26 protein-coding genes are annotated in these 23,686 nt (G+C 42.2%); 24 read left to right on the forward strand and 2 right to left on the reverse strand.

The annotated features are described in order from the left end of the window. Nucleotides 1–21 precede the first annotated feature (21 nt). From ICN45_RS08045 to ICN45_RS08085, 9 genes are all read left to right on the forward strand, one after another. Nucleotides 22–507 carry a YajQ family cyclic di-GMP-binding protein gene (locus ICN45_RS08045; protein WP_216175151.1) on the forward strand — a complete coding sequence of 162 codons (486 nt, stop codon included), beginning with the start codon at nucleotides 22–24 and terminating at the stop codon, nucleotides 505–507. Next, nucleotides 500–1,423 (forward strand): site-specific tyrosine recombinase XerD, encoded by a 924-nt coding sequence (gene xerD / locus ICN45_RS08050; RefSeq protein ID WP_216175152.1) that lies wholly within the window; start codon nucleotides 500–502, stop codon nucleotides 1,421–1,423. Before ICN45_RS08045 ends, xerD begins: the two co-directional genes overlap by 8 nt. Nucleotides 1,424–1,451: 28 nt before the next feature. Then, on the forward strand, nucleotides 1,452–2,087 hold the full coding sequence (plsY, locus tag ICN45_RS08055; RefSeq protein ID WP_216175153.1) for a glycerol-3-phosphate 1-O-acyltransferase PlsY: 636 nt from the start codon (nucleotides 1,452–1,454) through the stop codon (nucleotides 2,085–2,087). A gap of 21 nt (nucleotides 2,088–2,108) precedes the next feature. Then, nucleotides 2,109–2,480: an MAPEG family protein gene (locus ICN45_RS08060; protein WP_216175154.1), complete on the forward strand. Its 372-nt coding sequence runs from the start codon at nucleotides 2,109–2,111 to the stop codon at nucleotides 2,478–2,480. Between the two features lie 58 nt (nucleotides 2,481–2,538). After that, a complete protein-coding gene (gene folE, locus ICN45_RS08065; RefSeq protein ID WP_255531125.1) occupies nucleotides 2,539–3,402 on the forward strand; it encodes a GTP cyclohydrolase I in 864 nt (287 codons plus the stop codon). A gap of 1 nt (nucleotide 3,403) precedes the next feature. Beyond that, nucleotides 3,404–3,652: a hypothetical protein gene (locus ICN45_RS08070; protein WP_216175155.1), complete on the forward strand. Its 249-nt coding sequence runs from the start codon at nucleotides 3,404–3,406 to the stop codon at nucleotides 3,650–3,652. A gap of 127 nt (nucleotides 3,653–3,779) precedes the next feature. Then, entirely contained in the window at nucleotides 3,780–4,019 is a 240-nt protein-coding gene (gene vapB, locus ICN45_RS08075) for a type II toxin-antitoxin system VapB family antitoxin (protein ID WP_216861722.1), read from the forward strand. After that, nucleotides 4,019–4,420 (forward strand): type II toxin-antitoxin system tRNA(fMet)-specific endonuclease VapC, encoded by a 402-nt coding sequence (vapC, locus tag ICN45_RS08080; RefSeq protein WP_216175156.1) that lies wholly within the window; start codon nucleotides 4,019–4,021, stop codon nucleotides 4,418–4,420. Before vapB ends, vapC begins: the two co-directional genes overlap by 1 nt. 285 nt (nucleotides 4,421–4,705) lie before the next feature. Continuing rightward, complete coding sequence (locus ICN45_RS08085) at nucleotides 4,706–5,014, forward strand: high-potential iron-sulfur protein (protein ID WP_216175157.1); 309 nt, start codon at nucleotides 4,706–4,708, stop codon at nucleotides 5,012–5,014. Between the two features lie 108 nt (nucleotides 5,015–5,122). Here the strand turns inward: ICN45_RS08085 and ICN45_RS08090 are convergent, their stop codons facing one another. Further along, nucleotides 5,123–5,560 (reverse strand): rubrerythrin family protein, encoded by a 438-nt coding sequence (locus tag ICN45_RS08090; protein ID WP_216175158.1) that lies wholly within the window; start codon nucleotides 5,558–5,560, stop codon nucleotides 5,123–5,125. A 178-nt stretch (nucleotides 5,561–5,738) separates the two neighbouring features. Here ICN45_RS08090 and ICN45_RS08095 point away from each other — a divergent pair, with 178 nt between their 5' ends. Further along, nucleotides 5,739–6,281 (forward strand): HPP family protein, encoded by a 543-nt coding sequence (locus ICN45_RS08095; RefSeq protein WP_216175159.1) that lies wholly within the window; start codon nucleotides 5,739–5,741, stop codon nucleotides 6,279–6,281. 17 nt (nucleotides 6,282–6,298) lie between these two features. Here ICN45_RS08095 and ICN45_RS08100 read toward each other — a convergent pair whose 3' ends face one another. Beyond that, on the reverse strand, nucleotides 6,299–6,439 hold the full coding sequence (locus tag ICN45_RS08100) for a hypothetical protein (protein WP_216175160.1): 141 nt from the start codon (nucleotides 6,437–6,439) through the stop codon (nucleotides 6,299–6,301). 152 nt (nucleotides 6,440–6,591) lie between these two features. On the opposite strand from ICN45_RS08100, the gene ICN45_RS08105 reads away from it, so the two are divergent. The 14 genes from ICN45_RS08105 (at nucleotide 6,592) to ICN45_RS08170 (ending at nucleotide 23,662) form a co-directional block, all read left to right on the forward strand. Beyond that, the gene (locus ICN45_RS08105; protein ID WP_216175161.1) at nucleotides 6,592–8,103 is read left to right on the forward strand and encodes a mannose-1-phosphate guanylyltransferase/mannose-6-phosphate isomerase; all 1,512 of its coding nucleotides are present in this window, start codon (nucleotides 6,592–6,594) and stop codon (nucleotides 8,101–8,103) included. 55 nt (nucleotides 8,104–8,158) lie between these two features. Further along, the gene (gmd, locus tag ICN45_RS08110; RefSeq protein ID WP_216175162.1) at nucleotides 8,159–9,286 is read left to right on the forward strand and encodes a GDP-mannose 4,6-dehydratase; all 1,128 of its coding nucleotides are present in this window, start codon (nucleotides 8,159–8,161) and stop codon (nucleotides 9,284–9,286) included. A gap of 39 nt (nucleotides 9,287–9,325) precedes the next feature. Continuing rightward, a complete protein-coding gene (gene fcl / locus ICN45_RS08115) occupies nucleotides 9,326–10,303 on the forward strand; it encodes a GDP-L-fucose synthase (protein WP_216175163.1) in 978 nt (325 codons plus the stop codon). Between the two features lie 9 nt (nucleotides 10,304–10,312). Beyond that, on the forward strand, nucleotides 10,313–11,719 hold the full coding sequence (locus tag ICN45_RS08120; protein WP_216175164.1) for an O-antigen ligase family protein: 1,407 nt from the start codon (nucleotides 10,313–10,315) through the stop codon (nucleotides 11,717–11,719). 41 nt (nucleotides 11,720–11,760) lie between these two features. After that, on the forward strand, nucleotides 11,761–12,540 hold the full coding sequence (locus ICN45_RS08125) for a hypothetical protein (RefSeq protein WP_216175165.1): 780 nt from the start codon (nucleotides 11,761–11,763) through the stop codon (nucleotides 12,538–12,540). A gap of 9 nt (nucleotides 12,541–12,549) precedes the next feature. After that, nucleotides 12,550–13,311 carry a glycosyltransferase family 2 protein gene (locus ICN45_RS08130; protein ID WP_216175166.1) on the forward strand — a complete coding sequence of 254 codons (762 nt, stop codon included), beginning with the start codon at nucleotides 12,550–12,552 and terminating at the stop codon, nucleotides 13,309–13,311. Nucleotides 13,312–13,326: 15 nt separating this feature from the next. Next, nucleotides 13,327–13,995, forward strand: coding sequence for a class I SAM-dependent methyltransferase (locus tag ICN45_RS08135; protein WP_216175167.1), 669 nt, complete (start codon nucleotides 13,327–13,329; stop codon nucleotides 13,993–13,995). A gap of 31 nt (nucleotides 13,996–14,026) precedes the next feature. Continuing rightward, entirely contained in the window at nucleotides 14,027–15,538 is a 1,512-nt protein-coding gene (locus ICN45_RS08140) for a lipid II flippase MurJ (RefSeq protein WP_216175168.1), read from the forward strand. Then, complete coding sequence (locus tag ICN45_RS08145) at nucleotides 15,535–16,683, forward strand: glycosyltransferase family 4 protein (protein ID WP_216175169.1); 1,149 nt, start codon at nucleotides 15,535–15,537, stop codon at nucleotides 16,681–16,683. Before ICN45_RS08140 ends, ICN45_RS08145 begins: the two co-directional genes overlap by 4 nt. Continuing rightward, entirely contained in the window at nucleotides 16,680–17,498 is an 819-nt protein-coding gene (locus tag ICN45_RS08150; protein ID WP_216175170.1) for a glycosyltransferase family 2 protein, read from the forward strand. Before ICN45_RS08145 ends, ICN45_RS08150 begins: the two co-directional genes overlap by 4 nt. Before the next feature lie 46 nt (nucleotides 17,499–17,544). Beyond that, complete coding sequence (locus ICN45_RS10520; RefSeq protein WP_216175171.1) at nucleotides 17,545–19,263, forward strand: sugar transferase; 1,719 nt, start codon at nucleotides 17,545–17,547, stop codon at nucleotides 19,261–19,263. Nucleotides 19,264–19,287: 24 nt separating this feature from the next. Continuing rightward, nucleotides 19,288–21,192 (forward strand): polysaccharide biosynthesis protein, encoded by a 1,905-nt coding sequence (locus tag ICN45_RS08160; protein WP_369411469.1) that lies wholly within the window; start codon nucleotides 19,288–19,290, stop codon nucleotides 21,190–21,192. A 158-nt stretch (nucleotides 21,193–21,350) separates the two neighbouring features. Then, nucleotides 21,351–22,700, forward strand: a complete 1,350-nt coding sequence (locus ICN45_RS08165) for a hypothetical protein (protein ID WP_216175172.1) — start codon at nucleotides 21,351–21,353, stop codon at nucleotides 22,698–22,700. 110 nt (nucleotides 22,701–22,810) lie between these two features. Further along, complete coding sequence (locus ICN45_RS08170) at nucleotides 22,811–23,662, forward strand: hypothetical protein (protein WP_216175173.1); 852 nt, start codon at nucleotides 22,811–22,813, stop codon at nucleotides 23,660–23,662. The last annotated feature ends 24 nt before the right edge of the window (nucleotides 23,663–23,686 follow it).

Genomic DNA, 23,686 nt, shown 5'->3' on the forward strand with positions numbered 1-23,686 from the left:
GAATATCAACAAGGAGTAGATATGCCCACATTTGACGTAGTTTGCGAGCCTGATATGGTGGAGCTCAAAAATGCCATCGAACAGTCTAATAAAGAAATTAGCAACCGCTTTGACTTTAAGGGTTCAGATAGTCGCGTTGAGCAAAAAGATGAGGCACTCATTTTATATGGCGATGATGACTTTAAATTGGGTCAAGTACGCGATGTATTGATTGGCAAGATGGCTAAACGCAATGTGGATGTGCGTTATCTGAAGGATGACAAAACAGAAACGATTGGTAGTGATAAGCGCAAGCAAACCATGAAGATTCAGAAGGGTATCACTTCAGATCTTTCAAAAAAAGTAGTGCGCATTATTAAAGACAGCAAAATCAAAGTGCAGGCCAGTATTCAGGGTGATGCAGTGCGCGTGACCGGGGCTAAGCGCGATGATTTGCAGGAAGTCATGACGCTCTTGCGCAAGGAAGTCACCGAAGCTCCATTGGGCTTTAATAATTTCCGTGACTGATGTTGCCCCTGAAATAGCACTAGCAAGCCAAGAGGCCATTGAGCGCTTCTGTGATGCTTGCTGGCTAGAAGATGGGCTGGCACAAAATAGCCTTGCAGCCTACCGCAGAGATTTATTGCTCCTAGCCCAATGGCTCTTTAAGAACTCCGGCGCTGACCTCTACGGCGTGACGGAAAAAGACCTCACTGCTTATATTGCCCATCGTCGTGCAGACAAAGCCACTACTGCTAATCGCCGCCTGACAGTATTTAAACGTTTCTATCGTCATGCACTGCGTATTAATTTAGTCAGAAGTGATCCTTGTATTGGTTTGCGCGCCGCTAAACAAGCATTACGATTTCCAAAGACCTTAAGTGAGGACCAAGTAACGGCTTTACTCAATGCTCCCGATATTGATACGCCTTTGGGTCTGCGGGATCGCACGATGCTTGAACTGATGTATGCCAGTGGTCTACGTGTTTCAGAAATTGTTTCTTTAAAAACAGTAGCCTTAGGTTTGAATGAAGGTGTAGTTCGGGTAGTGAACGGTAAGGGTGGTAAAGAACGCTTGGTGCCGTTTGGTGGTGAAGCAGGGCAATGGTTAAGACGATATTTAGCGGATGCTCGCACCCCATTACTAGAGGGTAATACGACGGATGCGGTGTTCGTTGGTCGTCATACGGGTACCGGGCTTACGCGGCAGGCATTTTGGGCTTTAATTAAGCGCTATGCCACCATTGCCAATATTCCCGTGGCCTTATCCCCGCATACCTTACGACATGCCTTTGCGACCCATTTACTCAATCACGGCGCTGATTTAAGAGTGGTGCAACTACTTTTGGGTCATGCTGATATATCTACAACACAAATTTATACCCATGTGGCGAGAGAGCGCCTGAAATCGATTCATCAGCAGCACCATCCCCGTGGCTCATGAAAACTCAATAAGTGTTTAAGATAGCGTTATGACTTTCACCCTCGACCTTTTACTGATTCCGCTTGCCTATTTGATTGGTTCTGTCTCTTTTGCGGTAGTAGTTAGCAAATGCATGCGCTTACCGGATCCCCATACCTATGGTTCAGGCAATCCAGGTGCGACCAACGTATTGCGTACTGGTAATAAATTGGCAGCTGTCTTGACCTTAATTGGTGATGCACTGAAGGGATATTTTGCGGTGATGCTTGCTCGTATCATGCTGGGTGACCAATCATTAAGCTCTACCATGAGCTCTTGGGTTTTATGTGGTGTTGTCATCGCAGTATTTTTAGGACATGTATTTCCGGTGTTTCATAGATTCAAAGGGGGCAAAGGCGTTGCTACTGCCTGCGGGATATTGTTTGGTGTGAATGTCATTTTAGGTATGGCTACATTGGCTACCTGGATCATCGTTGCTACGTTTATGCGTTACTCCTCCTTGGCTGCCTTAGCAGCAGCCATATTTGGCCCGATCTATTTTGTTTTCTTGTTTGGCTTTCAGCCGATGGGCATTGCATTACTGATCGTTTGTCTTTTGCTGATTTGGCGCCACCGCAGCAATATTGGCAATTTGATGAATGGCACCGAAAGTCGTATCGGTTCTAAAAAACTACGTAGTAACTAAACCCCTTAAAAGCTACCGACTATGACTATTGCTTATGCATGCCTTCTCTTTATGGGGCTATTTCCGTATGTAGCTGCTGGAATTGCCAAAAAAGGTTTCGAGGATTATGACAACAGCATGCCCAGGCAATGGCTAGCCAAACAAACGGGCTTTAGGGCGAGGGCCAATGCAGCGCAAGCCAACTTATTTGAATCCCTACCTCTTTTCTTTGCGGTAGTCATCATCGCCCAGATTGCCAATGCCCCACAAGCGAGAATCGATTTGCTAGCCTTGGGATTTGTAGCGGCGCGCATTGCCTATTTAGTCTGCTACCTTGCTAATTGGCCAACAGCGAGATCAATCGTCTGGTTGCTAGGTTTAGTTTGTGTAGTCACCCTCTTTTTCCAGATTTAATCTAGTCAGCATTTATCATCAATAGCAATAAAAAATAACCCGAGATAATTCATTTCCCATGCCGACCAAAAAATTACCCTTGAAGAAAATACCAACAAAAAAAGTGGCCACTAAAGCAGTCAGTAAAACAACTGCTAAAACAACAGCCAAAACGGCAACTAAGGTACCAGCTAAGACAGCAACTAAGGCAGCAACTAAGGCAGCAACTAAGGCAGTAACTAAGACAGTAAGTAAAAAAGAAGGTGCTGGCTTACCTTTATCTGTCGTAATTCGAAGGCGCATCGAGGCCCAAAAGGCACGCTTTCATGCAAATGACAATATTGCTCAATTTATTAGGCCTGGAGAGTTGGAGGGCTTAGTAAATGAAGTAGCTGAAAAAATGCAAGCAGTGCTTGAGAGCCTCGTGATTGATACAAAGAGCGATCACAACACCAAAAATACCAGTCAACGTGTGGCCAAGATGTTTGTGCAAGAGGTCTTTAATGGCCGTTATGTAGTGCAGCCTACTTTGACCAAATTCCCCAATGTCAGTCGCTTAAATGAGCTCATGATTGTTGGTCCCATCACCATTCGAAGCGCATGCTCCCATCATCTATGCCCCATCATGGGTCGTATCTGGATTGGGGTATTGCCAAATAAAGAGTCGGCATTAATTGGTTTATCCAAGTACTCGCGTTTAACGGAGTGGGTCATGTGCAGACCGCAAATTCAGGAAGAGGCCGTAGTGGAATTAGCGGATATGCTCGAGAAGAAAATTAAACCCATTGGTGTTGCCATCGTGATGGATGCAGATCACTTCTGTATGCAGTGGCGCGGTGTTAAGGATCGGGATTCGAAGATGGTCAATAGCGTAATGCGCGGCGCCTTTCTAAAAGATCCTAATCTACGTCGCGAGTTTTTATCTTTGCTTGAGAAGCGCTAGATTGATCGCGGATATTGGCACTCAGAAAATGATTTCTGCAAGTACGGCAAGAGTATTTGTTCTTGGCTTAATGACATCAATTCTTTCGGCATGTGGAGGATTTCCGACTACGCATCCGGATCCTGCAAAAAATACACCAGCAAATTACAAAGCTGACCTCAAGGATTGCGCTCAATCCTATCCCGAGACTCCTGATGGTGTTTACCTCAAGCGACGTATTACTTGTTTGGAAATAAAGGGTTGGAAGTAAGGGCGCTAAGTAGAACGCTAAGCACGTGTATCGGGTGTTATTTTGGTACGAATTGTCCGTTTTTATAAATATATGCCGACATTATGTGACATGCTATATACTTATGCTATATACATGGGAGTAAGTGATGACAATAGCGATTACAACGGTGTTTACCAACAATCGAAGCCAGGCAGTCAGAATGCCTGCTGAGGCGCGTTTGCCTGATGAAGTGAAAAAGGTGATTGTGCGTATTCGTGGTCGCGAACGCATCATTACACCGATTGAAAATACGTGGGACAACTTTTTCTTAAATGGTCCAGCGGTATCTGATGACTTTATGAATGAGCGAGGAGAACAAAAACCAGTTGAGAGGGAAAGCTTGTAATGCTCAAGTATTTACTTGATACCAACATTGTCATTTATGTACTCAAGCGCAGACCTAAGGAAGTGCTGGAAATTTTTAATACGAATGCCAGTCGCATGGCGATTTCTAGTATTACCTTATCTGAGTTAATTTACGGCGCAGAAAAAAGTGCAAACGTGGATAAAAATTTAGAAGCGATTGAAGAGTTCATCAGTCATCTTGAGGTGCTTCCTTATAACGTCAAAGCATCGCAACATTATGGTCAAATTAAAGCAGCCCTGGAGAAGAAGGGGAAAATCATTGGTGAGAATGATATTCATATTGCAGCCCATGCTATTGGCCAGGGCTTGATTCTGGTGACCAACAATTTGCGAGAGTTCAAAAGAGTTCCAAATCTAGCGCTGGAAAATTGGGTATTGTAATTAGGGGTAATTATAAAAATTGAAGAAGCTCAAATTTGCTTTGTGAACCCTTAGATCAATGGACTGCTTATCACAAGGTAGCTGATGAGCTCGATTGACAGGTTGAGATTGCCGGTGTTACCGGCCCTTTGCTTGCATGAGAATAGTTCTCAACTATATTTCTATATAAATCATTGGCTTACGCACTCGCAAGCACATCAAATTCTTCTCCACTATGATGTCTTTTGGATTTAGGAGTGCAGATGGCTTGCACATCGTTTACTGTTTTATTTTTTTGGAGAACCCATGAAAAATAGTCGTCGCCAATTTATGATTTTGTCTGCTGCTGGTGCTTGCACCTTAGCCTTGAACGGTAAAGTTCAAGCTCAAGCAATGGTTGCAGAAACTGACCCACAAGCTTCTGCTTTAGGTTACAAAGCCAATGCCACTGCAGTAGACAAAGCGAAATACCCTAAGTACGCTGCTGGACAAGTATGTGATAACTGCGCTTTGTATCAAGGTGCAGCAGGCTCTGCTGCTGGTGGATGCGCTTTGTTTGCTGGTAAACAAGTGCATGGCAAAGGCTGGTGCTCTGCTTACGCTAAGAAGGCTTAATTCAAGATACGAATGACTTCTTCACCGAGTGACTTCGGTAAATAAAAAAGACTGCCTTGGCAGTCTTTTTTATTGGGTACAACACAAGCAAATTACAAAGTAAAAATATTAAACGTTTGCCAAGTGTGCTTCTAAGGTCTTAGTAAACTTATTAGCGTGGCTACGTTCAGCCTTTGCCAATGTTTCAAACCAGTCAGCGATTTCATCAAAGCCTTCATCGCGGGCTGTCTTAGCCATACCTGGGTACATATCGGTGTACTCATGGGTTTCGCCTGCGATAGCCGCTTGCAATGCTTCAGCAACAGTCTTTGCTGGCATGCCAGTACCTGGCTCGCCTGCACCGCCTTCGATCAAATACTCCATGTGACCATGTGCGTGGCCAGTTTCGCCTTCAGCGGTTGAGCGGAATACTGCTGCAACATCATTGGCACCAGCAATATCAGCTTGGTTCGCGAAATACAGGTAACGACGGTTTGCTTGTGATTCGCCAGCAAATGCTTCTTTCAAAGACTGCTCGGTCTTTGAACCTTTTACAGATTTAGCCATTTTGGGACTCCTAAAACTAGTTATTTGGAATAGGGTGAATACATCAAAGCCGATGCATCACCACGAGCTTATTATGGACAAATTACCCTATTTGAATAATCGTATTTTTGTATTGTCTTGATAGCTAAAAACAACCAAGAATAGATTATTAATTGATTAAAACTAATTAGATATCCTCATGAATCAGTCATCCAAGCAGTTTCTGAAGCGGTGTGCCTTTTATTTAGGCGGTGATCAGCCCCCCGTGGGTTGGCTAGAAAGAATGCGTACAGTTCTAGGGGCATTTATAGGTTTAATGTTAGTGATCACTACCGCTAAGTTCCTTGGTGAGCGAAGTGGTATTGATGAATGGCTGATGGCGTCATTGGGTGCGAGTGCACTTCTAGTCTTTGCCTTGCCGGGTAGTCCCATGGCCCAGCCCTGGGCCGTGGTTGCTGGAAACACCCTCTCAGCCTTAGTTGGGGTGAGCTGTTTTCATCTGATTGGCGAGCCGCTAATAGCAGTGCCCACAGCAGCTGCGCTATCTATTTTGGGGATGTTTATCTTGCGCTGTTTGCATCCGCCTGCGGCCGCAGTGGCGCTTATTGCCGTTTTGGGACATATCGCTAGCTACCGCTATGCTTTTTTCCCGGTCATGGTTGATTCAGTCTTGTTGATCTTGGCTGGGGCGGCTTACAGCAATTTGACTGGTAAGCCATACCCCAATCAGCCTCCAAGATAAGCAGGGGAGGCTACTGCTTATTTGATCTTGGTTGCAGCAATCGAAACGATGCAGTCTTTAATCGCATAGTTTTGATATTTGCCAGCGTTTTCCTTGCGGATAGACTGACCGCATTCGGTTAAGGAATTGCGCAATTTGATTTTAGGGATATTGCTCATATTTTAGCTCCGTGAATAATTGTTTGAAATACAGCTCTATTGTGCGCTTGAGGACTGCTGAAAGGTATCTTAATACTTTGCTAAAGAGAGGGTAAATCCATTAATATCAGCGTTTAAATGGATAAAAGCATCTAAATTGCTTTGGAACTTTGATGGCATTAGTAATTCCCGTGATTCTTTGTGGTGGTTCAGGAACACGCCTTTGGCCCCTGTCTCGCTCAGGTTTCCCAAAACAATTTTTGGTTTTGTCAGGCGATGGATCTTCCGAAAGTCTTTTTCAGCAAGCGGTAAAGAGAATTCACTCGGTAGCCAATTCCAAGATCACACTCGGGAATACGTTGGTAGTAACTAATGAAGACCATCGTTTCTTAGTGCTAGATCAACTGCGTGAATTAAAGAGTGAGTCCCAGAGTGACTCTAAGAGCGAGGTCAAGAGTCTGAGTGCCACTCTCTTGCTTGAACCTATTGGGCGCAATACTGCGCCTGCATTAAGTATGGCTGCTTTTTGCGCCCAGCAATTAGCTAAGGACCAAGATCCAATTTTAGTGATTACACCTGCTGACCAAACGATTCAAAATCAAAGCGCATTTACACAAGCCTTACAAGATTGCATACAGACAGTTGAGGGAAGCCCTAATTCCATTGCAATTTTAGGTATCACGCCAACCGCCCCTGAAACTGGCTATGGCTACATTCAGCGCTCAGGTGTAAAAGATCAGAACAACGCCTATGTAGTGGATCGCTTTGTCGAAAAGCCTGATGGTAAAACAGCCCAAGACTACCTGGCAGAAGGCAGTTACCTTTGGAATAGCGGCATGTTTGTGCTCAGAGCAAGTACTTGGCTGGCCGCTCTAAAAGAGTTTCGAGGGGATATTTTTGAGGCTTCGCAAAAGGCGTGGCAGGCAAAGACTGAAGACAGTGCTGATGGTGTTGGGTTTATACGTCCAGGTAAGGAAGAATTTAAGGCTATTCCCAGTGAATCCATTGACTATGCCGTGATTGAAAAGTGCCCACAATCACCATTTCCCATCAAGATGGTGGAGTTAGATGCTGGGTGGAATGACCTCGGTGCCTGGGATGCAGTATGGCAAGTCGGTAAACAAGATGAAGATGGGAACGTGACTAGTGGCGATACCTTGCTCTCCAATTCTAAAAACTCATTAGTGCATGCAAGTAGTCGTTTAGTTAGTGCCGTAGGTGTCGAAAACCTCATCATTATTGAGACTGCAGATGCAGTGATGGTCGCTGACAGAAAAAATAGTCAAGACGTTAAACATATTGTTAATCAATTAGAGTCTCAAAAGCGCGAAGAAAAAAACCTGCATCGCAAGGTAGCTAGACCTTGGGGCTGGTATGACAGCGTGGATGAAGGCGAGCGCTTTAAAGTCAAGCGCATTCAGGTTAAACCAGGTGCCAGCTTATCTTTACAAATGCATCATCATCGCGCTGAGCATTGGATTGTGGTCAAAGGGGTTGCTGAGATTACTAATGGCGATCAAGTCATTACCCTGACTGAAAATCAAAGTACCTACATACCTCAAGGACAAACTCACCGTTTAGCTAATCCAGGAAAAACGCCACTCGAAATTATTGAAGTGCAATCGGGTAGTTATTTGGGTGAGGATGATATTGTGCGTTTTGAAGATACCTATGGGCGAAGTTAAGTAGAAAGTTTATAAAAAATACGTTTATAAAAATAAAATACCTATGAATAAAGAAATGAAAAACCAAAAAGTCGCCCTCATCACCGGTATCACCGGTCAAGATGGCTCTTACCTTGCCGAGTTCTTATTGGAAAAGGGTTACATTGTTCATGGCATCAAACGCCGTGCCTCTTCTTTTAATACCGATCGTATTGATCATCTCTACCAAGATCCCCATGTAAACCATCGTGATCTCATCCTGCATTACGGCGATTTAACCGATACCAGTAACTTGGTACGCATTATTCAAGAGTGCCAGCCTGACGAGATTTATAACCTGGGCGCGCAGTCGCACGTAGCCGTTTCTTTTGAATCCCCAGAGTACACCGCAGACGTTGATGCAATGGGTCCGCTCAGAATGCTGGAAGCGATTCGTATTCTGAGTTTAGAAAAGAAAACCCGCTTTTACCAAGCCTCTACTTCTGAGCTTTATGGTTTGGTGCAGGAAATTCCCCAAAAAGAAACGACACCCTTTTACCCCAGAAGTCCTTATGCAGTAGCCAAGATGTATGCCTATTGGATTACTGTGAACTATCGTGAAGCTTATGGCATCTATGCTTGTAACGGTATCCTCTTTAATCATGAATCCAAACGACGTGGTGAGACCTTCGTTACCAGAAAAGTGACGCGTGGCTTAGCCAATATCGCTCAAGGTTTAGAGCAGTGCTTATACATGGGTAATATCGATGCTTTGCGTGACTGGGGTCATGCTAAAGACTATGTCCGCATGCAATGGTTGATGTTGCAACAAGACAAGCCAGAAGATTATGTGATTGCTACTGGCGTGCAGTTTACCGTTCGTGAATTTATTACCCGTAGTGCAGCTCAATTAGGCATCACCCTCAAATTCGAAGGGATTGCTGAAAATGAAAAAGCGATTGTTGCAGCTATTGATGGGGATAAGGCCCCGGCACTCAAAGTGGGTGATGTGATTGTCCAAATTGATCCGCGCTACTACCGGCCAACAGAAGTGGAGACGCTCTTGGGTGATCCCACTAAAGCCAAAGAGAAACTGGGTTGGGTTCCTGAAATCACCCTTGATCAAATGATTGTGGAGATGGTGGCTAACGACCTAGATCAAGCTAAGCAACACGCTTTATTAAGTAAGCATGGCTTTAGTGTTGCGGTTGGTAAAGAGAATTAGTCATTATTAAATAGCAGATAAAAAAGAAAAACTATCCTAGTGAGTCATGATTTAACTCAAAAGATTTATGTTGCTGGTCATCGAGGCATGGTGGGGTCTGCTATTGTCCGAAATCTTCAGGCTCAGGGCTACACCAATATTGTGACTCGTACTTATGCAGAATTAGATCTGACAAATCAACAGGCTGTTAAAACATTCTTTGAAACTGAAAAGCCTGATCAGGTCTATTTGGCTGCTGCAAAAGTAGGGGGTATCCATGCCAACAATACCTACCCAGCCGAATTTATTTACGACAACTTGATGGTGCAAAACAATGTGATCCATCAAGCTTTTATAGGTCGTGTCAAAAAATTGTTATTTTTAGGGTCAAGCTGTATTTATCCTCAATTAGCGCCACAACCCATGAGTGAAGATGCACTTCTGACCGGCAAGTTAGAACCCACCAATGAGCCTTATGCCATTGCCAAAATTGCTGGCATCAAGATGTGTGAAAGCTATAACCGCCAGTATGGCCAATCCCATGGCATTGACTACCGCTCAGTAATGCCAACCAATCTCTATGGCCCTGGTGATAACTATCACCCAGAGAACAGTCATGTGATTCCAGCTTTGATTAGGCGATTCCATGAGGCGAAGGTGGCTAACAGTCCTGAAGTAGTTATTTGGGGGACAGGAACACCAAAAAGAGAGTTTTTGTATGTTGATGACATGGCTGCCGCCTCAGTATTTGTGATGCAGTTAGATAAAGAAACTTACGATAGTCAAACAGAGCCAATGCAAAGTCATATTAATGTGGGTTTTGGTAGTGATGTCACCATTAATGAGCTAGCCCATGCTGTAGCAAAAGCAACCGACTATCAAGGCAATATCAGCTTTGATCCGACTAAGCCAGATGGTTCACCGCGGAAGTGGATGGATTCTAGTCGATTAAATCGCTTGGGTTGGCGGGCAAAGTTTCATTTAGATAAAGGCCTTGCTTTGGCTTATGCGGATTTTCAGAAAACCCAATCTAAATAAATCCGACTAATGACAGGATCCATTACTCAGTCTGCTCAAATGGAATCCAAAATTCCTAGTTGGGTGACATGGGTGCAATGTATGGCTTTTGTAGTGCTGTATGCGGTTTGGATATTGCCTGAAATTGTAGGTTTTCGGAATACTGCCTTAGTAGTGGGATCTCTATTCGGCACCTATTCTATTTATAAATACAGAAAATCACTTCTTCAAAAAGCTGCAATACCAATTTGGTTGATTATTGCCTTGTTTATATGGGCTACTTTTCATCTGGTATTCATTGGGTCAAACTTTTCGCTCCAATACATTGAGTATTTTCGTATTTGGAAGTACTCTGCGCTGGGAGCAGTGATGGCTACTGGTTTGGGGCTATCGTTAACGCGTGCTCAATCGACTCATTATTGGTACGCAATCTATTTTGGTTTATGTGCGCCTTTCATCATTTACCTCGTCAAATACGCGCTTACCTGGTCCGGCCATGCTTATGGTCTGGATATACCTGCTGCGATGCAAGTTTATGACTCCTCCCGACCATTTTATGTTCCCAAAACAGACTATGTAGCTTTCTGCCTGCCCGCATTTTCAGTTGCTCTGGGTTCTTTAATTCGGCTGTCCGATATTGAAGGCTCTTGGCGTTTAAAGGATTTGTTAAATCTTGTTGCCCAGATTTTAATTATCAGCGGAACACTGTTCTTATTTGCAGCTCAAAATATTAAGAATGGCATGGTGTATGCAGCATTGTTATTTATTATTTTCGGGATGATTTTTTGCGTAAGACATCTTTCAAGGCTAACGTGGAAAAAAATTGCTGGAATTTTGATTGCATTTGCAATTCTCATTTTAGGAATTATTGTAAATGTGAATAAGAATGATTCTTGGGGAACACTAGTTTCTGATACTAAGATTGGGCTGCAAATAGAAAAATATCCGAATTGGAAGGATGAAATTAAATATAACTTTCCTTTAAATGAAAACGGAGTAATGGTTTCTGCAACTAATTATCAAAGGGCTGCGTGGGCATATGCTGGTATCAAGTTAGCGATTGAAAATCCTATGGGCTATGGCCTAGTGGAGGATTCATTTGCAAAATTAGCAAAAGTTCGCTGGCCAGATGTGGGCTCTAGCCTTTCCCATAGCCATAGCGGTTGGTTGGATATTATTTTGGCAATTGGTTTTCCTGGATTTTTCTTGATCCTTGGGGCGCTATTGCTAGCAATTAAAAATTCATATCTCCTCAGAGGGGAGTGCGGATCCCTGCTGGCATTTTGGCCTTTGTTAGCCAATTTACTTTTATGGTGCACCACTGAAGTATCGGCTACAGTTACTTTTTCAGCGCTTATCTTTTGGATTTGCTTGGCAGGTGGCTTGATTGCTGATACTTCAATTAAAACTGTCTCACCAAAGCTGGTAACTGAGTAATAGCGCAGAGATATCTTTGCTCGATATTCAGAACATAACCTATGAATAAATACCTTTTCTATCGAATTACCAGCAAATCAAATGACAAGCCTAGGCTTGATGGGTTTTCTAAGATGGATTGTTTGGATAATCTCTTAGACTATTTTCCTGATTACAGGATGATCTGTGTTGCCGATAATTGCGATGATCTGATTTACGAGATTTTAGAAAAGAAAAATTTCTATAAATTGGTGCGTACTAGCTTGGGTAATTGTGGGTCTTTTAAATATTTGTTAAATAACGAGCTCCCCTCTTTGGCGGATGATGATTTAATTTATTTTGTTGAGGATGACTATTTGCATAGAGCAGGCTCTGCCCAGGCTCTAGAGGAGGGATTAAAGCATTTTAACTACGTTACTTTGTACGATCATCCCGATAAGTATGGTATTAATTCTCCCAACACTAACCCACTTGTATCCAAAGGACCTCTATCAGAGGTAACCCAAATCTTTAGAGGCGCCAGCACTATTTGGAGAACCACCAACTCTACTACTATGACTTTTGGAGTTCATGCTAGAACCATGCGCATGGATTCATGGATTTGGAAGCTGGTAAATACAGGCTTTAACACTCCAAGAGATTTTCATGCATGGATTTATTTAACGGGGCCAAAAGAATTTTCCTTAAGAACTGCAAAAACCATTTTTGCCGCCCAATTATTATCAAGAATGCATGCTTTGCTTAGTCCAAGGCGAACATTGGGGGTGCCTTTAAATTCATTTTCTGCGCATCTGCAAAAAGATACGTTGCCAGAAAATTTCTATTCAGATTTTATGAGGTAATTAATCAACATGAATATCGCAAACGAAACCCCTCTCATTAGCATCATTATTCCGGTTCTTAATTTATCGCGCCCAATTAATCCCAAGCGATTTTTTATGCCACGACAAACAATTAAAGATACCTTGGCAGATATCGAAAAGAATGTACGCATACCCCATGAAATTATCATCGTGTGCAATGGAGATGATCCTGAATTAAAGCAATTTGTGATGTCTCACCCACAAGTAACTCGTTATTGCATCAATAGTGAAAATGTGGGCGTTGCACGTTCTTGGAATATGGGTGCTCAATTAGCTGACTCCAAAGTACTTTGTTATCTAAACGATGATGTCTCTATCGGCGTCGGGGCTCTTGAAAGTCTATATGAGCAGTTATTGGCTGATCCTAAGATTGGTGAAATTGGCCCATCAGGCTCTTTTTGGCAGGATTGCGCTCACTATGAATATGCAGAAGGTGATAAGCCAATTGATGTTGATGCGGTATTAGGCTTCTGTTTTTTAATGCGCTCATCAACATTCCATGATCTAGGGGGTTTTGATGTAAATTATTCTCCAGCAGGATGCGAAGAAATTGATATGAGTTACCGCATTCGAGCTGCTGGATTAAGGTGTGTTGTTGATACTCAGGCGCCTATTAAGCACTTTCATCATCATGGAGTTAGCGCTTATAAGGTTGATATTCGGTATTTGGGTAAAACAATTGACACCCTTACACTCCATGAGCGCAATACGGCCTATTTTAGAAAAAAATGGCAAAACATTTTTCCATAATAATAAAAAGATCATATGAGCGAAATACCAAAAGTTGATTCTGTGTATTACGGCGGAGAACGTCATGATGTGGCTAGTCTTGTTCCCTTATATGCTCGATCTGTACTGGATATTGGCTGTGGTTATGGAGGGATTGGTCGATTACTAGCCAAAACCCATAAGGCCCAGCTATACGGTATTGAGCTCAATCCAGAGGCCACTCCTTATTTAGAAAATTTATATCATCAACATTGGATTGGGAGTGTTGAGGAAGTGAGAATTCCGGAGGATGTGCCTGGGTTTGATTGCATTATTTTTTCAGATGTTTTGGAGCACCTAGTAGATCCATGGGGAACGCTAGCCCACTATGCGGCTCGCTTAAATACGCATGGAACTATTATTGCTAGCATCCCAAATGTCCGCAATCTCAATCTTTTGCTGAAGCTAATCATTCGTGGGGAATGGACCTACCTTCCTGACGGGGGTTTATTGGATAAGACCCACCTTCGATTTTTTACAAGATCTGAGATCGAAAAGTTATTTAATGAGGCTGGGCTGGATATTGAGTGTTGGGGATACAACCGGGATAAATACTCTATTTTTCGAAGAATTGTTACTGCGCCATTTCGGATGATGAGCCCCGATCTGGAGGTTTGCCAGTTTTTGATCCGGGCCCATAAAAATTCAAAATTAGCGCTTCGATAGGCTCTTCGTAAATCATGAATATATTCCCGCTTTGAATTCTCTGAAAAAAAAGATTGGCTGGACCACATTACTATCGATAGCTGGCTTTGTTTTAAGCTTTGCTAGCCAAATTATTATTTCGTATTTTTTTGGTACTTCAGCCGAATTAGACTCTTATTGGGTTGCTTTTGCTTTAATGAATTTACTGGCATTTCCTTTAGCCTCTTTAAAGGAGGCCTTGGTGCCAGGTGTGCATCAACATGGGCAATCCGATCCCCGTAAAGCATCCGCCTACTTTTCACAGGGGATGTCCCTAGTACTTATAGTCGCTGCGGTAGGTGTAATTGTTGCTTGGTTATTTGGTTCAAGTCTTAGCATCCTTATGTTGGGCGGTACTTCATCCAGCGCGATTGAAGACTTAGTGATGTGGCAACTTCACTGGTTGGCTCCAGGAATTCTCTTGCTTGCCATTAGCGAAACCTTAGGCGCTCTTCTAACTTCTTTCCATAAGGTCATTTTTCAGATGGTCTCGAGGATTTTAGCGGCAAGTACTTCTTTAATGTGTATTGGCATTTTTAGCGGCTGGATTGGAATTAATGCCTTGTCCATCAGCTTCCTCTTTGGCCAATTAGTAATGTCGCTCGTGTTGGTCGTTGTTTTCCTAAAGATGCACATTGTTTTCAAGCCTAGCTGGCCAAGAGATTTAGGCCAAGGCTTCTTTTACTTATGTTGTACTCTTTTGATCAGTGCATTAGCTACACAACTTTATTTGCTGTATGAAAAAGCAGTATTTGCTGACTTTGGCACCGGCATTATTTCTTCTTTTCAGTATGGGGTAAGTCTGACTAATGTGGTCATTGCTATTCTTGCTGGATCACTTGCTAGCGTATTTTGGCCTCGATTTATGGCATATGTTCAACAGGATGACCTTAATAGCCTATATAAAGAAGTTGCTTTGGCCATCAAAATTAGTTTGATAGCACTTGGAGGTGTTTGCAGTTTTGCCTATCTTTGCGCAAGTCCGATTGTGAGCATTATTTTTGTTCGAGGGGCATTTAATCAGGATGCAGCACTAAAAACTGCTGAAATGCTCCAGGCCACGATTTTCACTGCACTTCCAATAGCAATCATTACACTGCTCGGAAGAGTCTTAATCTCCTTGAGATCCTCTAAGGCCATCATGTTCGTTGGTTTATCGATTGCGATCAGTGGGGCAATCACATTAAAGTTGGCTTATCAAATCGAGAGTATTAATTTAGCAATACATCATTGGTTAGTAGCAAATATTATTGGTTGTATTGTCTCCGCCTTGGTATTTGGACGGGTAATTAAATTGCATTTTTCAAACTATTTAAGTGATTTCTGGTGGATCGGTAGATTTATCATATCCTTAACTTTTATGATGATTTTATGGGGATTCCTTGGGGAATCAATCTATATTGAGTCTCTTGGTTTGATAGGCTTATTTCTGATGGCGCTGGCATACGGCTTTTTATATCTATTGATAGCATGGGGAGCAAGACTTCTTCCGCCGCTGAAGATTGGTATCTTGAAAATAAAATGAAGATTGCAATAGACGCCAAAAATTTAGCACTATACGGTGGTGGTATATCTCACTGGGTATCTGAATTTTTACCCGCATGGATTGCAAGTTCACCAGAGGATCATTTTTCATTGATAACTCCTCGCGGTGAGGGTCTAAAGAAAGTCGACATTGCTGGGGCCCAGATGGTGGACTGTCGATGGCCTCTTGGCATCCCTAGGCAATTGCGTCATCCCGTCTATGACAATTGGATTTTTCCCAAGGCCATTAAAAAAATAAAGCCAGATTTTATTTTTTCTCCTTATTTTGATGTGCGTATGCCTCCAAATGTTCCTTACGCTATCACTATTCATGATCTTTGCTTTATTGAGGTGGGGCATCTATATCCCAGCCATCTCAGAAATTATTACTTATATATGATGCGGGTTAATTTGGCCCATGCTAGCCATGTCATAACCGTCTCAAACACCACTCGCTTGCAGCTCATTAAAGTGCTGGGAGTTTCTGCTGAAAAAATTTCCGTGATCCCTAACGCTTTGGATGAGATTTTTCTAGAGACTAAGCCATCCTCGGATGCAACAAGGACTTGGCGAGAAAAAATAGATCCCAGTGGAAATGAGAAGCTCTTGTTATATCCCGGCGGCATTGAATATCGTAAGAATATTTCGGGATTAATAGCTGCTTTAGGAATTATCTGGAGTCGGGAAAGTCAATTTACTCTATTGATTACTGGAGAGCCTAGCGAACAATTCCTAGGATCTATACCAAAGGAGTTGGTTGAATCTGGCAAGATTCTTTTTCTGGGTCGTTTATCGCAAGCTGATTTACGTTTAGCTTACAGCTCGGTGGATGCTGTGATCTATCCTACGTTTAGCGAGGGATTTGGCAGAGTATGTTTGGAGGCCATGGGATGCGGTACTCCGTTAGCTTGCTCTGACCTTGCAGTTTTGCGAGAGGTTGCAGGTGATTACCCAGTTTACTTTAATCCCCATGATTCTCAGGCAATTGCAGATGCGATTATGACAGCAGCTAATCTGGGCCCCCAGCCTGTAGTATTAAAAGAAGAATTTACCTCTAGTAATGTAAGAGCTAAATTCATCAATGAAATTACTCAGGTGTTGAATCGGGTAAGGGATACTTCCCTTTCTTTGAATGATTTGCAATGATGAAGTCTAGGGCCCCCGTTTCAGTAATCATCCCTTGCTTTTGCTGTGCCTCCACTATTGGGCGCGCAGTGGAGTCTATCTTGTCGCAAACCTTACTACCAGCAGAAATCATTCTAGTGGACGATTGCAGTAATGATGAGGGTTTGACAGTTGCAAAGCTAAAGAAAATTCAAGACCAATATCAGAATGAAATCAAGATTGTGGTGCTGGAGATGGAGGAGAACGATGGGCCTGGCAGCTCGCGAAATTTGGGATGGCGTGTTGCAACTCAGCCCTATATTGCGTTTTTAGATGCAGATGACAGTTGGCATCCTAAAAAAATAGAAATTCAGTATGGCTGGATGAAATCTCATCCAGAGGCTGTACTCTCTGGCCATTTAAGTAAGGTATTGCTGAAAGAAGGTGATCTTCCGGTTGCTGACAATATAAGTATTCAAAAAATCAGCCTAAACTCTTTATTGTTGAGCAATTGCTTACCAACGCGATCGGTGATGTTAAAGGCGGAAGTAACTGAACGATTCTTTAAAGGTAAGCGCCAGGCAGAAGACTATTTGCTTTGGTTACAAATTGCCTTAACTGGTGAACCCATCTTCCTGATTAATGCTCCTCTTGCATTCTCTTATAAGGCTGACTTTGGCTCGGCTGGGCTTAATGCCAACCTTGAGGAGTCCTTTTTGGGCGTTAAGGATACTTATCGTAAGCTATGGTCGGCAGGTCAGCTTTCCTTTTGGAGTTACTCTTTTTATATTGCCATGGCATATGTAAAACATTTGCGCCGTCAGGCTTTAGTAGGCCTTAGAAGGAGTAAGGCTTAATGTTTTTAATAATGAGTTTGGTGATTGAAGGCTATGGAGATGCTTTATGAGCTCCATTTGTTTTGTTGTTGCCACTCCATTTACAGTCAATGGATTCCTATTGGATCATTTGAGAGAGCTATCCAAAGAACATGAAGTAACACTTTGCATGAACTTGAGTCTTTATGATTGCTCTCCCGCTTTGGCAACATATAAGATTCGAATAATTGATGTTCCTTTAGAGCGCAAGATCTCTTTATTTGCTGATATAAAAGCTTTTTGGATTCTTTATTGGGTTTTCATCAAAAATCGATTCGATGCTATTCATAGTATTACACCTAAGGCGGGTTTATTGGCCATGATCGCAGCTCTAGCTTCTGGTACGCCAAATCGTTTCCACACCTTTACGGGACAAGTTTGGGCAAATTACGAAGGATTACGTAGAGCCTTCTTTAAAAAAATTGATCGCCTAATTGTTTTGGCTAGTAGCCAGACCTTTGCAGATAGCCCTTCTCAAATTAGCTATTTAGTAGAGCAATCAGTTGATAAGCAAAATGGGATTTCTATATTGGGCTCAGGTTCGATATCTGGCGTGAATCTGGCGCGATTTAAAAGTGACTCTCAGGTACGTCATCAGTTACGCAGTGAGTATGGTACTAATGAAGATACTTGTGTTTACTTGTTTGTTGGACGTTTATGCAAAGATAAAGGCATCTTGGATTTACTTCAGGCTTTTAAAAAAATTGATCAAGAGTCGGGCAAGGTCGCATTATGGATAGTGGGCCCAGATGAGGAGGGGATCGAAGCTCAGGTTAGCCAAAACACAGATTTAGGCAGTCCTAATATTGTTTGGATGGGTCCTACTTTTTCGCCTGAGCGATATATGACAGCAGCTGACGTACTGGTTTTGCCAAGTTACCGCGAGGGTTTTGGCTCAGTCATTATTGAAGCCGCCGCGTGTCGAGTGCCAGCTATTGCCTATCGTATTCCTGGTGTCATTGATGCAGTGAATAATCAGCAGACTGGATTACTTTGCTCTGTAGGCAGTGTGGAGGAATTATATAAAGCCATGTTGTTTATGCTTACCGACAAATCCGCCCGAATTCGTCTGGGAGTGCAGGCCCAAATTCATGCACAGGAAAAATTTTCTAGCATTCTTGTTACCCAGGCTTGGCTAGATTTTTATCGAAAAGTAAAAACAAGAAAGCAATTACATCGTCAGTTGCTCAAACGTGTTGTTGACTTGGTGCTTACGGTGTTTGCAATAGTTGTTTTTGCTTTACCAATTCTCTTAGTTGGACTTTGTGTTCTGATCACTTCCGGTAGGCCTGTTCTTTATTGGTCTAATCGTATTGGTAAAAATAATGAAACATTCCAGATGCCAAAATTTCGTTCGATGAGAGCGAATACCCCTGCATTGGCAACCCATTTACTGCATGACCCTAGTTCGCACCTCACAGTTTTAGGTGGATTTCTGCGTAAAACGAGCTTGGATGAATTACCGCAATTGTGGTGTATCTTGGTTGGTACGATGAGTTTTGTAGGGCCTAGACCTGCATTATTTAATCAGACCGATTTAATAGAGATGCGTTCAGCATTGGGTATAGATCTACTTAAGCCTGGCCTTACTGGGTGGGCGCAAGTGAATGGCAGAGATGAGCTGGGTTTATCGGAAAAAGTGGGCTATGACCAAGAGTACCTCAATAGACAGTCAACGCCATTTGATATTTATATAATGTGGTTAACCTTTTTAAAAGTCATTCGGTGGGATGGGGTATCCCATTAATCAATTTAGCCAAGGCACCCTATAGTGTTTAATCAATTCATCATGCCAATCTTGGGTATGCCAAGGCCACTTAAGAGAATTATTGTTTTTGGTGTAGATGCATTTTTATGTATTTTTACAATTTGGCTTGCCTACTATTTGCGTATGGGCTATTGGGTTTCATTGCGTGGTGAGCCTATGGTTGCTGTTTTATCTTCGCTTGCCTTAGCCTTACCCATCTTTGCTGTCAGCGGGTTGTACCGAGTAATTTTTCGTCACTCTGGCTGGCCAACTTTATTAGCAGCTCTAAAGGCTGTGGCTTTATATGGTTTTTTCTATGCGATTTTTATCGCTGCAATGGGTTTTCAGGGGGTGCCGCGAACTCTCGGATTAATCCAGCCCATCTTGCTAATGATTGCCATTGGCATTTCGAGAGTAGTTGCAAGTCATTGGCTGGGTGACTCTTATCGCCAGCAATTACGGATTGGCTCCTTACCCCGCGTATTGATCTATGGCGCTGGATCAGCTGGAAGAGAATTATCTGCTGCATTAAGAAATAGCAGACAAATGCGAGTTGTGGGATTCTTGGATGATGATCCAAGTTTACAAGGTCGGGTTCTAAATAATATTCCTATCTATAACCCAAATGACTTACCCAATTTAGTAACAACATTGGCCATTAGCGATGTATTGCTGGCTTTACCATCGCTTGGTAGAAAAAATAGAAATCAAATTTTAAAGCGGATCTCTCAATCCAAGGTTTCTGTTCAAACCTTGCCCAGCATTACTGAATTAGCTTCGGGCAAGGTAAAGACGGCCGATCTGCGTGACTTAGATATTGAGGACTTATTGGGTAGGGAGCCTGTTGCCCCGGATATGAATTTGTTGGCAAAGAATATTGAAAACAAAGTAGTTTTGGTAACGGGTGCCGGAGGATCGATTGGTAGTGAGTTGTGTCGTCAAGCATTGAAATGCCACCCCACAACCCTAGTATTAGTTGAGCAGAACGAGTTTGCCCTGTACGCCATACAGCAGGACCTTCAAAAACAATTGGAAAGTCAGCCAGGCTTGGCTACTCAGGTTATTTCTATCTTGGCATCAGTCAGAAATAGCGACTTAATTGAACAAATATTCGTAACCTGGAAACCCCACATTGTCTTTCATGCTGCTGCATATAAGCATGTGCCATTGGTTGAGGAAAATATTGCCGAAGGAATTGAGAACAATGTTTTTGGAACATTAGTTTGTGCCAAGCTTGCTGAGAAATTGGGTGTGCCTTATTTTGTTTTCATCAGTACAGACAAGGCGGTTCGACCAACGAATGTGATGGGGGCGACAAAGCGTATAGCAGAAATGATTTTGCAGGCAATAAGCTTTGATGGTGAAGATAAGCAGCAAAGTGCCCGAACAATTTTCTCTATGGTTCGCTTTGGTAATGTGTTGGATTCCTCTGGCTCTGTAGTGCCGTTATTCAGGCAGCAAATTCGTGATGGTGGTCCAATCACGTTGACTCATCCTGAGGTAACCCGCTATTTCATGACTATCCCTGAAGCGGCTCAACTTGTCTTGCAAGCTAGTGCAATGGCTAGCGGTGGTGATGTTTTTGTGCTTGACATGGGAGAGTCGGTAAAAATTATCGATTTGGCGCGGCATATGATTGAACTATCTGGCCTGGAAGTCCTTGATGAAGATAATCCTGCAGGGGATATAGAAATTGCTATCACTGGTTTGCGCCCTGGAGAGAAGCTCTATGAAGAGTTGCTCATAGGGGATAACCCAGTTGCAACTACACACCCCCGAATTTTGAAGGCGCATGAAGAGTTTTTATTCTTGGCTGAGCTAGAGGAGCAGTTGGGGGTATTAAAACTTGCTATCGGCCAAGATGCAAATCAAGTTAAGACGGTGTTGCGCTCTCTGGTAAGGGACTATCAGCCAGATATCAAGAAATAAAAACCAAGATAGCTTTAAAGTGCTTTTAGATATTGCATTTACTAATTTGAATTTTTGTTTATGTTAGTTAAATTTCAAAATTTAAAGTCGGCCAATCTTATAAAAACTAGGTGGTTATATTAACCATATATAATATTATTTTAACTTTTAAGATCGCTGTGAGAATTTTTAATTCGATTGTAGACGTGTTAAAGCGATTTTCGCCGCAAATTCTGACGTTGATTTTTTTAGGCTACGCTCCATTTTTTGGGGAATCGTTTCGCCTATATTTCAAAAATCCCTCGGGATTCATTCTACTTGCCATCATCCTTGCTCTCATGTATTGGAGGCAGTTTAAGAATTTTATTTTTGAAAAAAATGCTACACAATTTTGGTGGTTATTAATCACGCTTTATTGCGTATTAATTACTTTGCCGCATTTTGGCCAATATTCCGCGTACTATATTTATCTCGATCTCGGGATATTTTGCACTCTATTTTTTGGGATATTCTTCGGAAAAAAAATTGCATCCAAATTAACTTTGAAGGAGTTAGTCGTTGTAATGACCATTATCCTGGTATTGTTTTCAGGAAAGATTATATGGATGTGGCTAAATCAAACTCCCGCATTAAATGAGGGCTACGGTTTTTTTATTGGATTCGCAAGCTATAGCTCTCTCCCAAAAATTATTCTACGCGGTCAAAATCCTTTTCTAATTGCCATGTTTATACTCGTTACAGGAATTCTTCTGTTACGTAAAAATAATGCTTTAGAGATTATAGGGTTAACATTAATATTTTTATTGACCATGGGTATGATTGTAATTAGTGGCGTGCGCTCTATTTATTTCGGAATCATCCCAAGTTGTATCTTCCTTGTATTGCAGGTTCCGAAGGTGTACTTCAAAAAAGTTGCTTACGTAACTATATTATTGGGGACATTTTTCTTTACCCTCCATCTCTTTATTGGCCGCGACAAAATACCTACAAATCCCGCTGACTCTTTTATTGTCTATCATGGGATGGATATTTTGGCTGATAATGGGTGGGGGTTCTTGAATGGCGATCTAATAGACAGGATGGCGAGTAACTACATACCAGCATTAAATTCAAGATCGGTGGCTTTAAAAATGGCTGAATATCTAGAAGTTATTGCTTGCGTGAATGACAATTGGCTAAGCGGCCTAGGAAGCGGGGCTTTATGCTTTAGTCCGGCCACCCAAAATTTTGGAAATTATGTTCATTCGCAGCCTCTTTGGCTTTATTTGAAGGGCGGTCTAATATTGGTCATCCTATTTTATAGTTTAATTATATATACCATTTTTAAAATTATTCAATTATTCAGAGATCATCCTGAAGAGATAGGCTTAAGAATAGGGTCAGCGATAATTATTGCATTATGTATTTTGGATATATTAACCAATCAATTCCCCACCCTGGCAGGAAGTTTTTATTTGGGGTTCTGGATTGGTTGCAATCCCAAAAAACCAGAGGTATGCTTTTCTAGAAGGCCTAGGGTATCAACGTAGGGCTTAATTATGCATTTAATTGCATTAAACGTTTTTAGATTTTAATCTATCTATTAAGTAATAAATTTAGTAAGGGGATTGAATGATTAAAGCTCAAAGCGGGTGGCTAAATGAAAACCCGTGATTTTAATTATGATGAAAATTTAGATATGTCTATTCTCAGCATTTTTTTCTTTGTTAGAGGCGCTTGGAAAGAGATTCTATTATTCGGAGTTGCGGGATTAGTTCTGTCGATTATTTTTATAACTAAGGCCCCAAAGAAATTTGAGGCTGGAGGTCAAATATTCATGGCACAACTTATGCCTATGGATGTTATTAATCCTAAGGCTATGAATGTCGAGGAACCATCAGCCTTGATTTGGCGTCTGTCCCATCCAAATAGTTTTACACCTCAAGTCTCTGCAGCCTGTGGCCTTCAGGATCAGCCAAATGCTGGCCAGTTACTCGGTCAGTCAAGTCATTTCACGCTCCCTAAGGGGGTTACAAATGCGCTGGAGTTCAAGGTCTTGCGTCCAACGCCCGAATTGGCCAAGGAGTGCGGACTCGCCATTTTTGAGTTCATTAAAGCTACTCAGTCCGCGCTTGTTGCGCCAGTTACTGATGAAGCTGAAAGTAGGCTCGCCTTTGAGGAAGGACGCCTGCAGAAATCGAAAGAATTTGTTCTGAGGGTTGAAAAGATGGGGAATCAAGCTATGTCCGCAGCTTATATCTTTGAATATAATGAGATGCGCCAGTCAATAGGTGAAATTAGGCTTTTGAAAAATATGATCAACTTTAATCAAAATCACGTCACTCGCCTTTTGTTCCCTATAAACAGCTCAGATACGCCTATTGGCCCACAGAAAAGTTTAATTCTTGCCACAGGAATTATAGGAGGAGTTTTCTTGGGTCTTATTATTGCCTTCATAAAAAAATTATTCCTACGTAACAGATCTCAATCTAATGGGTCACGATGTACCTAATGTATCAAAATGCGAATTAGTGGA

Origin of the sequence: Polynucleobacter alcilacus, from assembly GCF_018881545.1 — a bacterium.
Classification (GTDB): domain Bacteria; phylum Pseudomonadota; class Gammaproteobacteria; order Burkholderiales; family Burkholderiaceae; genus Polynucleobacter; species Polynucleobacter alcilacus.

Excerpts from the sequence above, each read along its gene's own strand:
- ICN45_RS08095 (WP_216175159.1), top strand. The coding sequence starts at position 5,739 with ATGAATCAGTCATCCAAGCAGTTTCTGAAGCGGTGTGCCTTTTATTTA.
- ICN45_RS08100 (WP_216175160.1), bottom strand. The coding sequence starts at position 6,439 with ATGAGCAATATCCCTAAAATCAAATTGCGCAATTCCTTAACCGAATGC.
- plsY (WP_216175153.1), top strand. The coding sequence starts at position 1,452 with ATGACTTTCACCCTCGACCTTTTACTGATTCCGCTTGCCTATTTGATT.
- ICN45_RS08130 (WP_216175166.1), top strand. The coding sequence starts at position 12,550 with ATGAATATCGCAAACGAAACCCCTCTCATTAGCATCATTATTCCGGTT.
- ICN45_RS08105 (WP_216175161.1), top strand. The coding sequence starts at position 6,592 with ATGGCATTAGTAATTCCCGTGATTCTTTGTGGTGGTTCAGGAACACGC.
- vapB (WP_216861722.1), top strand. The coding sequence starts at position 3,780 with ATGACAATAGCGATTACAACGGTGTTTACCAACAATCGAAGCCAGGCA.
- ICN45_RS08120 (WP_216175164.1), top strand. The coding sequence starts at position 10,313 with ATGACAGGATCCATTACTCAGTCTGCTCAAATGGAATCCAAAATTCCT.
- ICN45_RS08150 (WP_216175170.1), top strand. The coding sequence starts at position 16,680 with ATGATGAAGTCTAGGGCCCCCGTTTCAGTAATCATCCCTTGCTTTTGC.
- ICN45_RS08085 (WP_216175157.1), top strand. The coding sequence starts at position 4,706 with ATGAAAAATAGTCGTCGCCAATTTATGATTTTGTCTGCTGCTGGTGCT.
- ICN45_RS08090 (WP_216175158.1), bottom strand. The coding sequence starts at position 5,560 with ATGGCTAAATCTGTAAAAGGTTCAAAGACCGAGCAGTCTTTGAAAGAA.
- ICN45_RS08170 (WP_216175173.1), top strand. The coding sequence starts at position 22,811 with ATGAAAACCCGTGATTTTAATTATGATGAAAATTTAGATATGTCTATT.
- gmd (WP_216175162.1), top strand. The coding sequence starts at position 8,159 with ATGAAAAACCAAAAAGTCGCCCTCATCACCGGTATCACCGGTCAAGAT.
- ICN45_RS08045 (WP_216175151.1), top strand. The coding sequence starts at position 22 with ATGCCCACATTTGACGTAGTTTGCGAGCCTGATATGGTGGAGCTCAAA.
- ICN45_RS08125 (WP_216175165.1), top strand. The coding sequence starts at position 11,761 with ATGAATAAATACCTTTTCTATCGAATTACCAGCAAATCAAATGACAAG.
- ICN45_RS10520 (WP_216175171.1), top strand. The coding sequence starts at position 17,545 with ATGAGCTCCATTTGTTTTGTTGTTGCCACTCCATTTACAGTCAATGGA.
- ICN45_RS08060 (WP_216175154.1), top strand. The coding sequence starts at position 2,109 with ATGACTATTGCTTATGCATGCCTTCTCTTTATGGGGCTATTTCCGTAT.
- ICN45_RS08135 (WP_216175167.1), top strand. The coding sequence starts at position 13,327 with ATGAGCGAAATACCAAAAGTTGATTCTGTGTATTACGGCGGAGAACGT.
- folE (WP_255531125.1), top strand. The coding sequence starts at position 2,539 with ATGCCGACCAAAAAATTACCCTTGAAGAAAATACCAACAAAAAAAGTG.
- ICN45_RS08145 (WP_216175169.1), top strand. The coding sequence starts at position 15,535 with ATGAAGATTGCAATAGACGCCAAAAATTTAGCACTATACGGTGGTGGT.
- vapC (WP_216175156.1), top strand. The coding sequence starts at position 4,019 with ATGCTCAAGTATTTACTTGATACCAACATTGTCATTTATGTACTCAAG.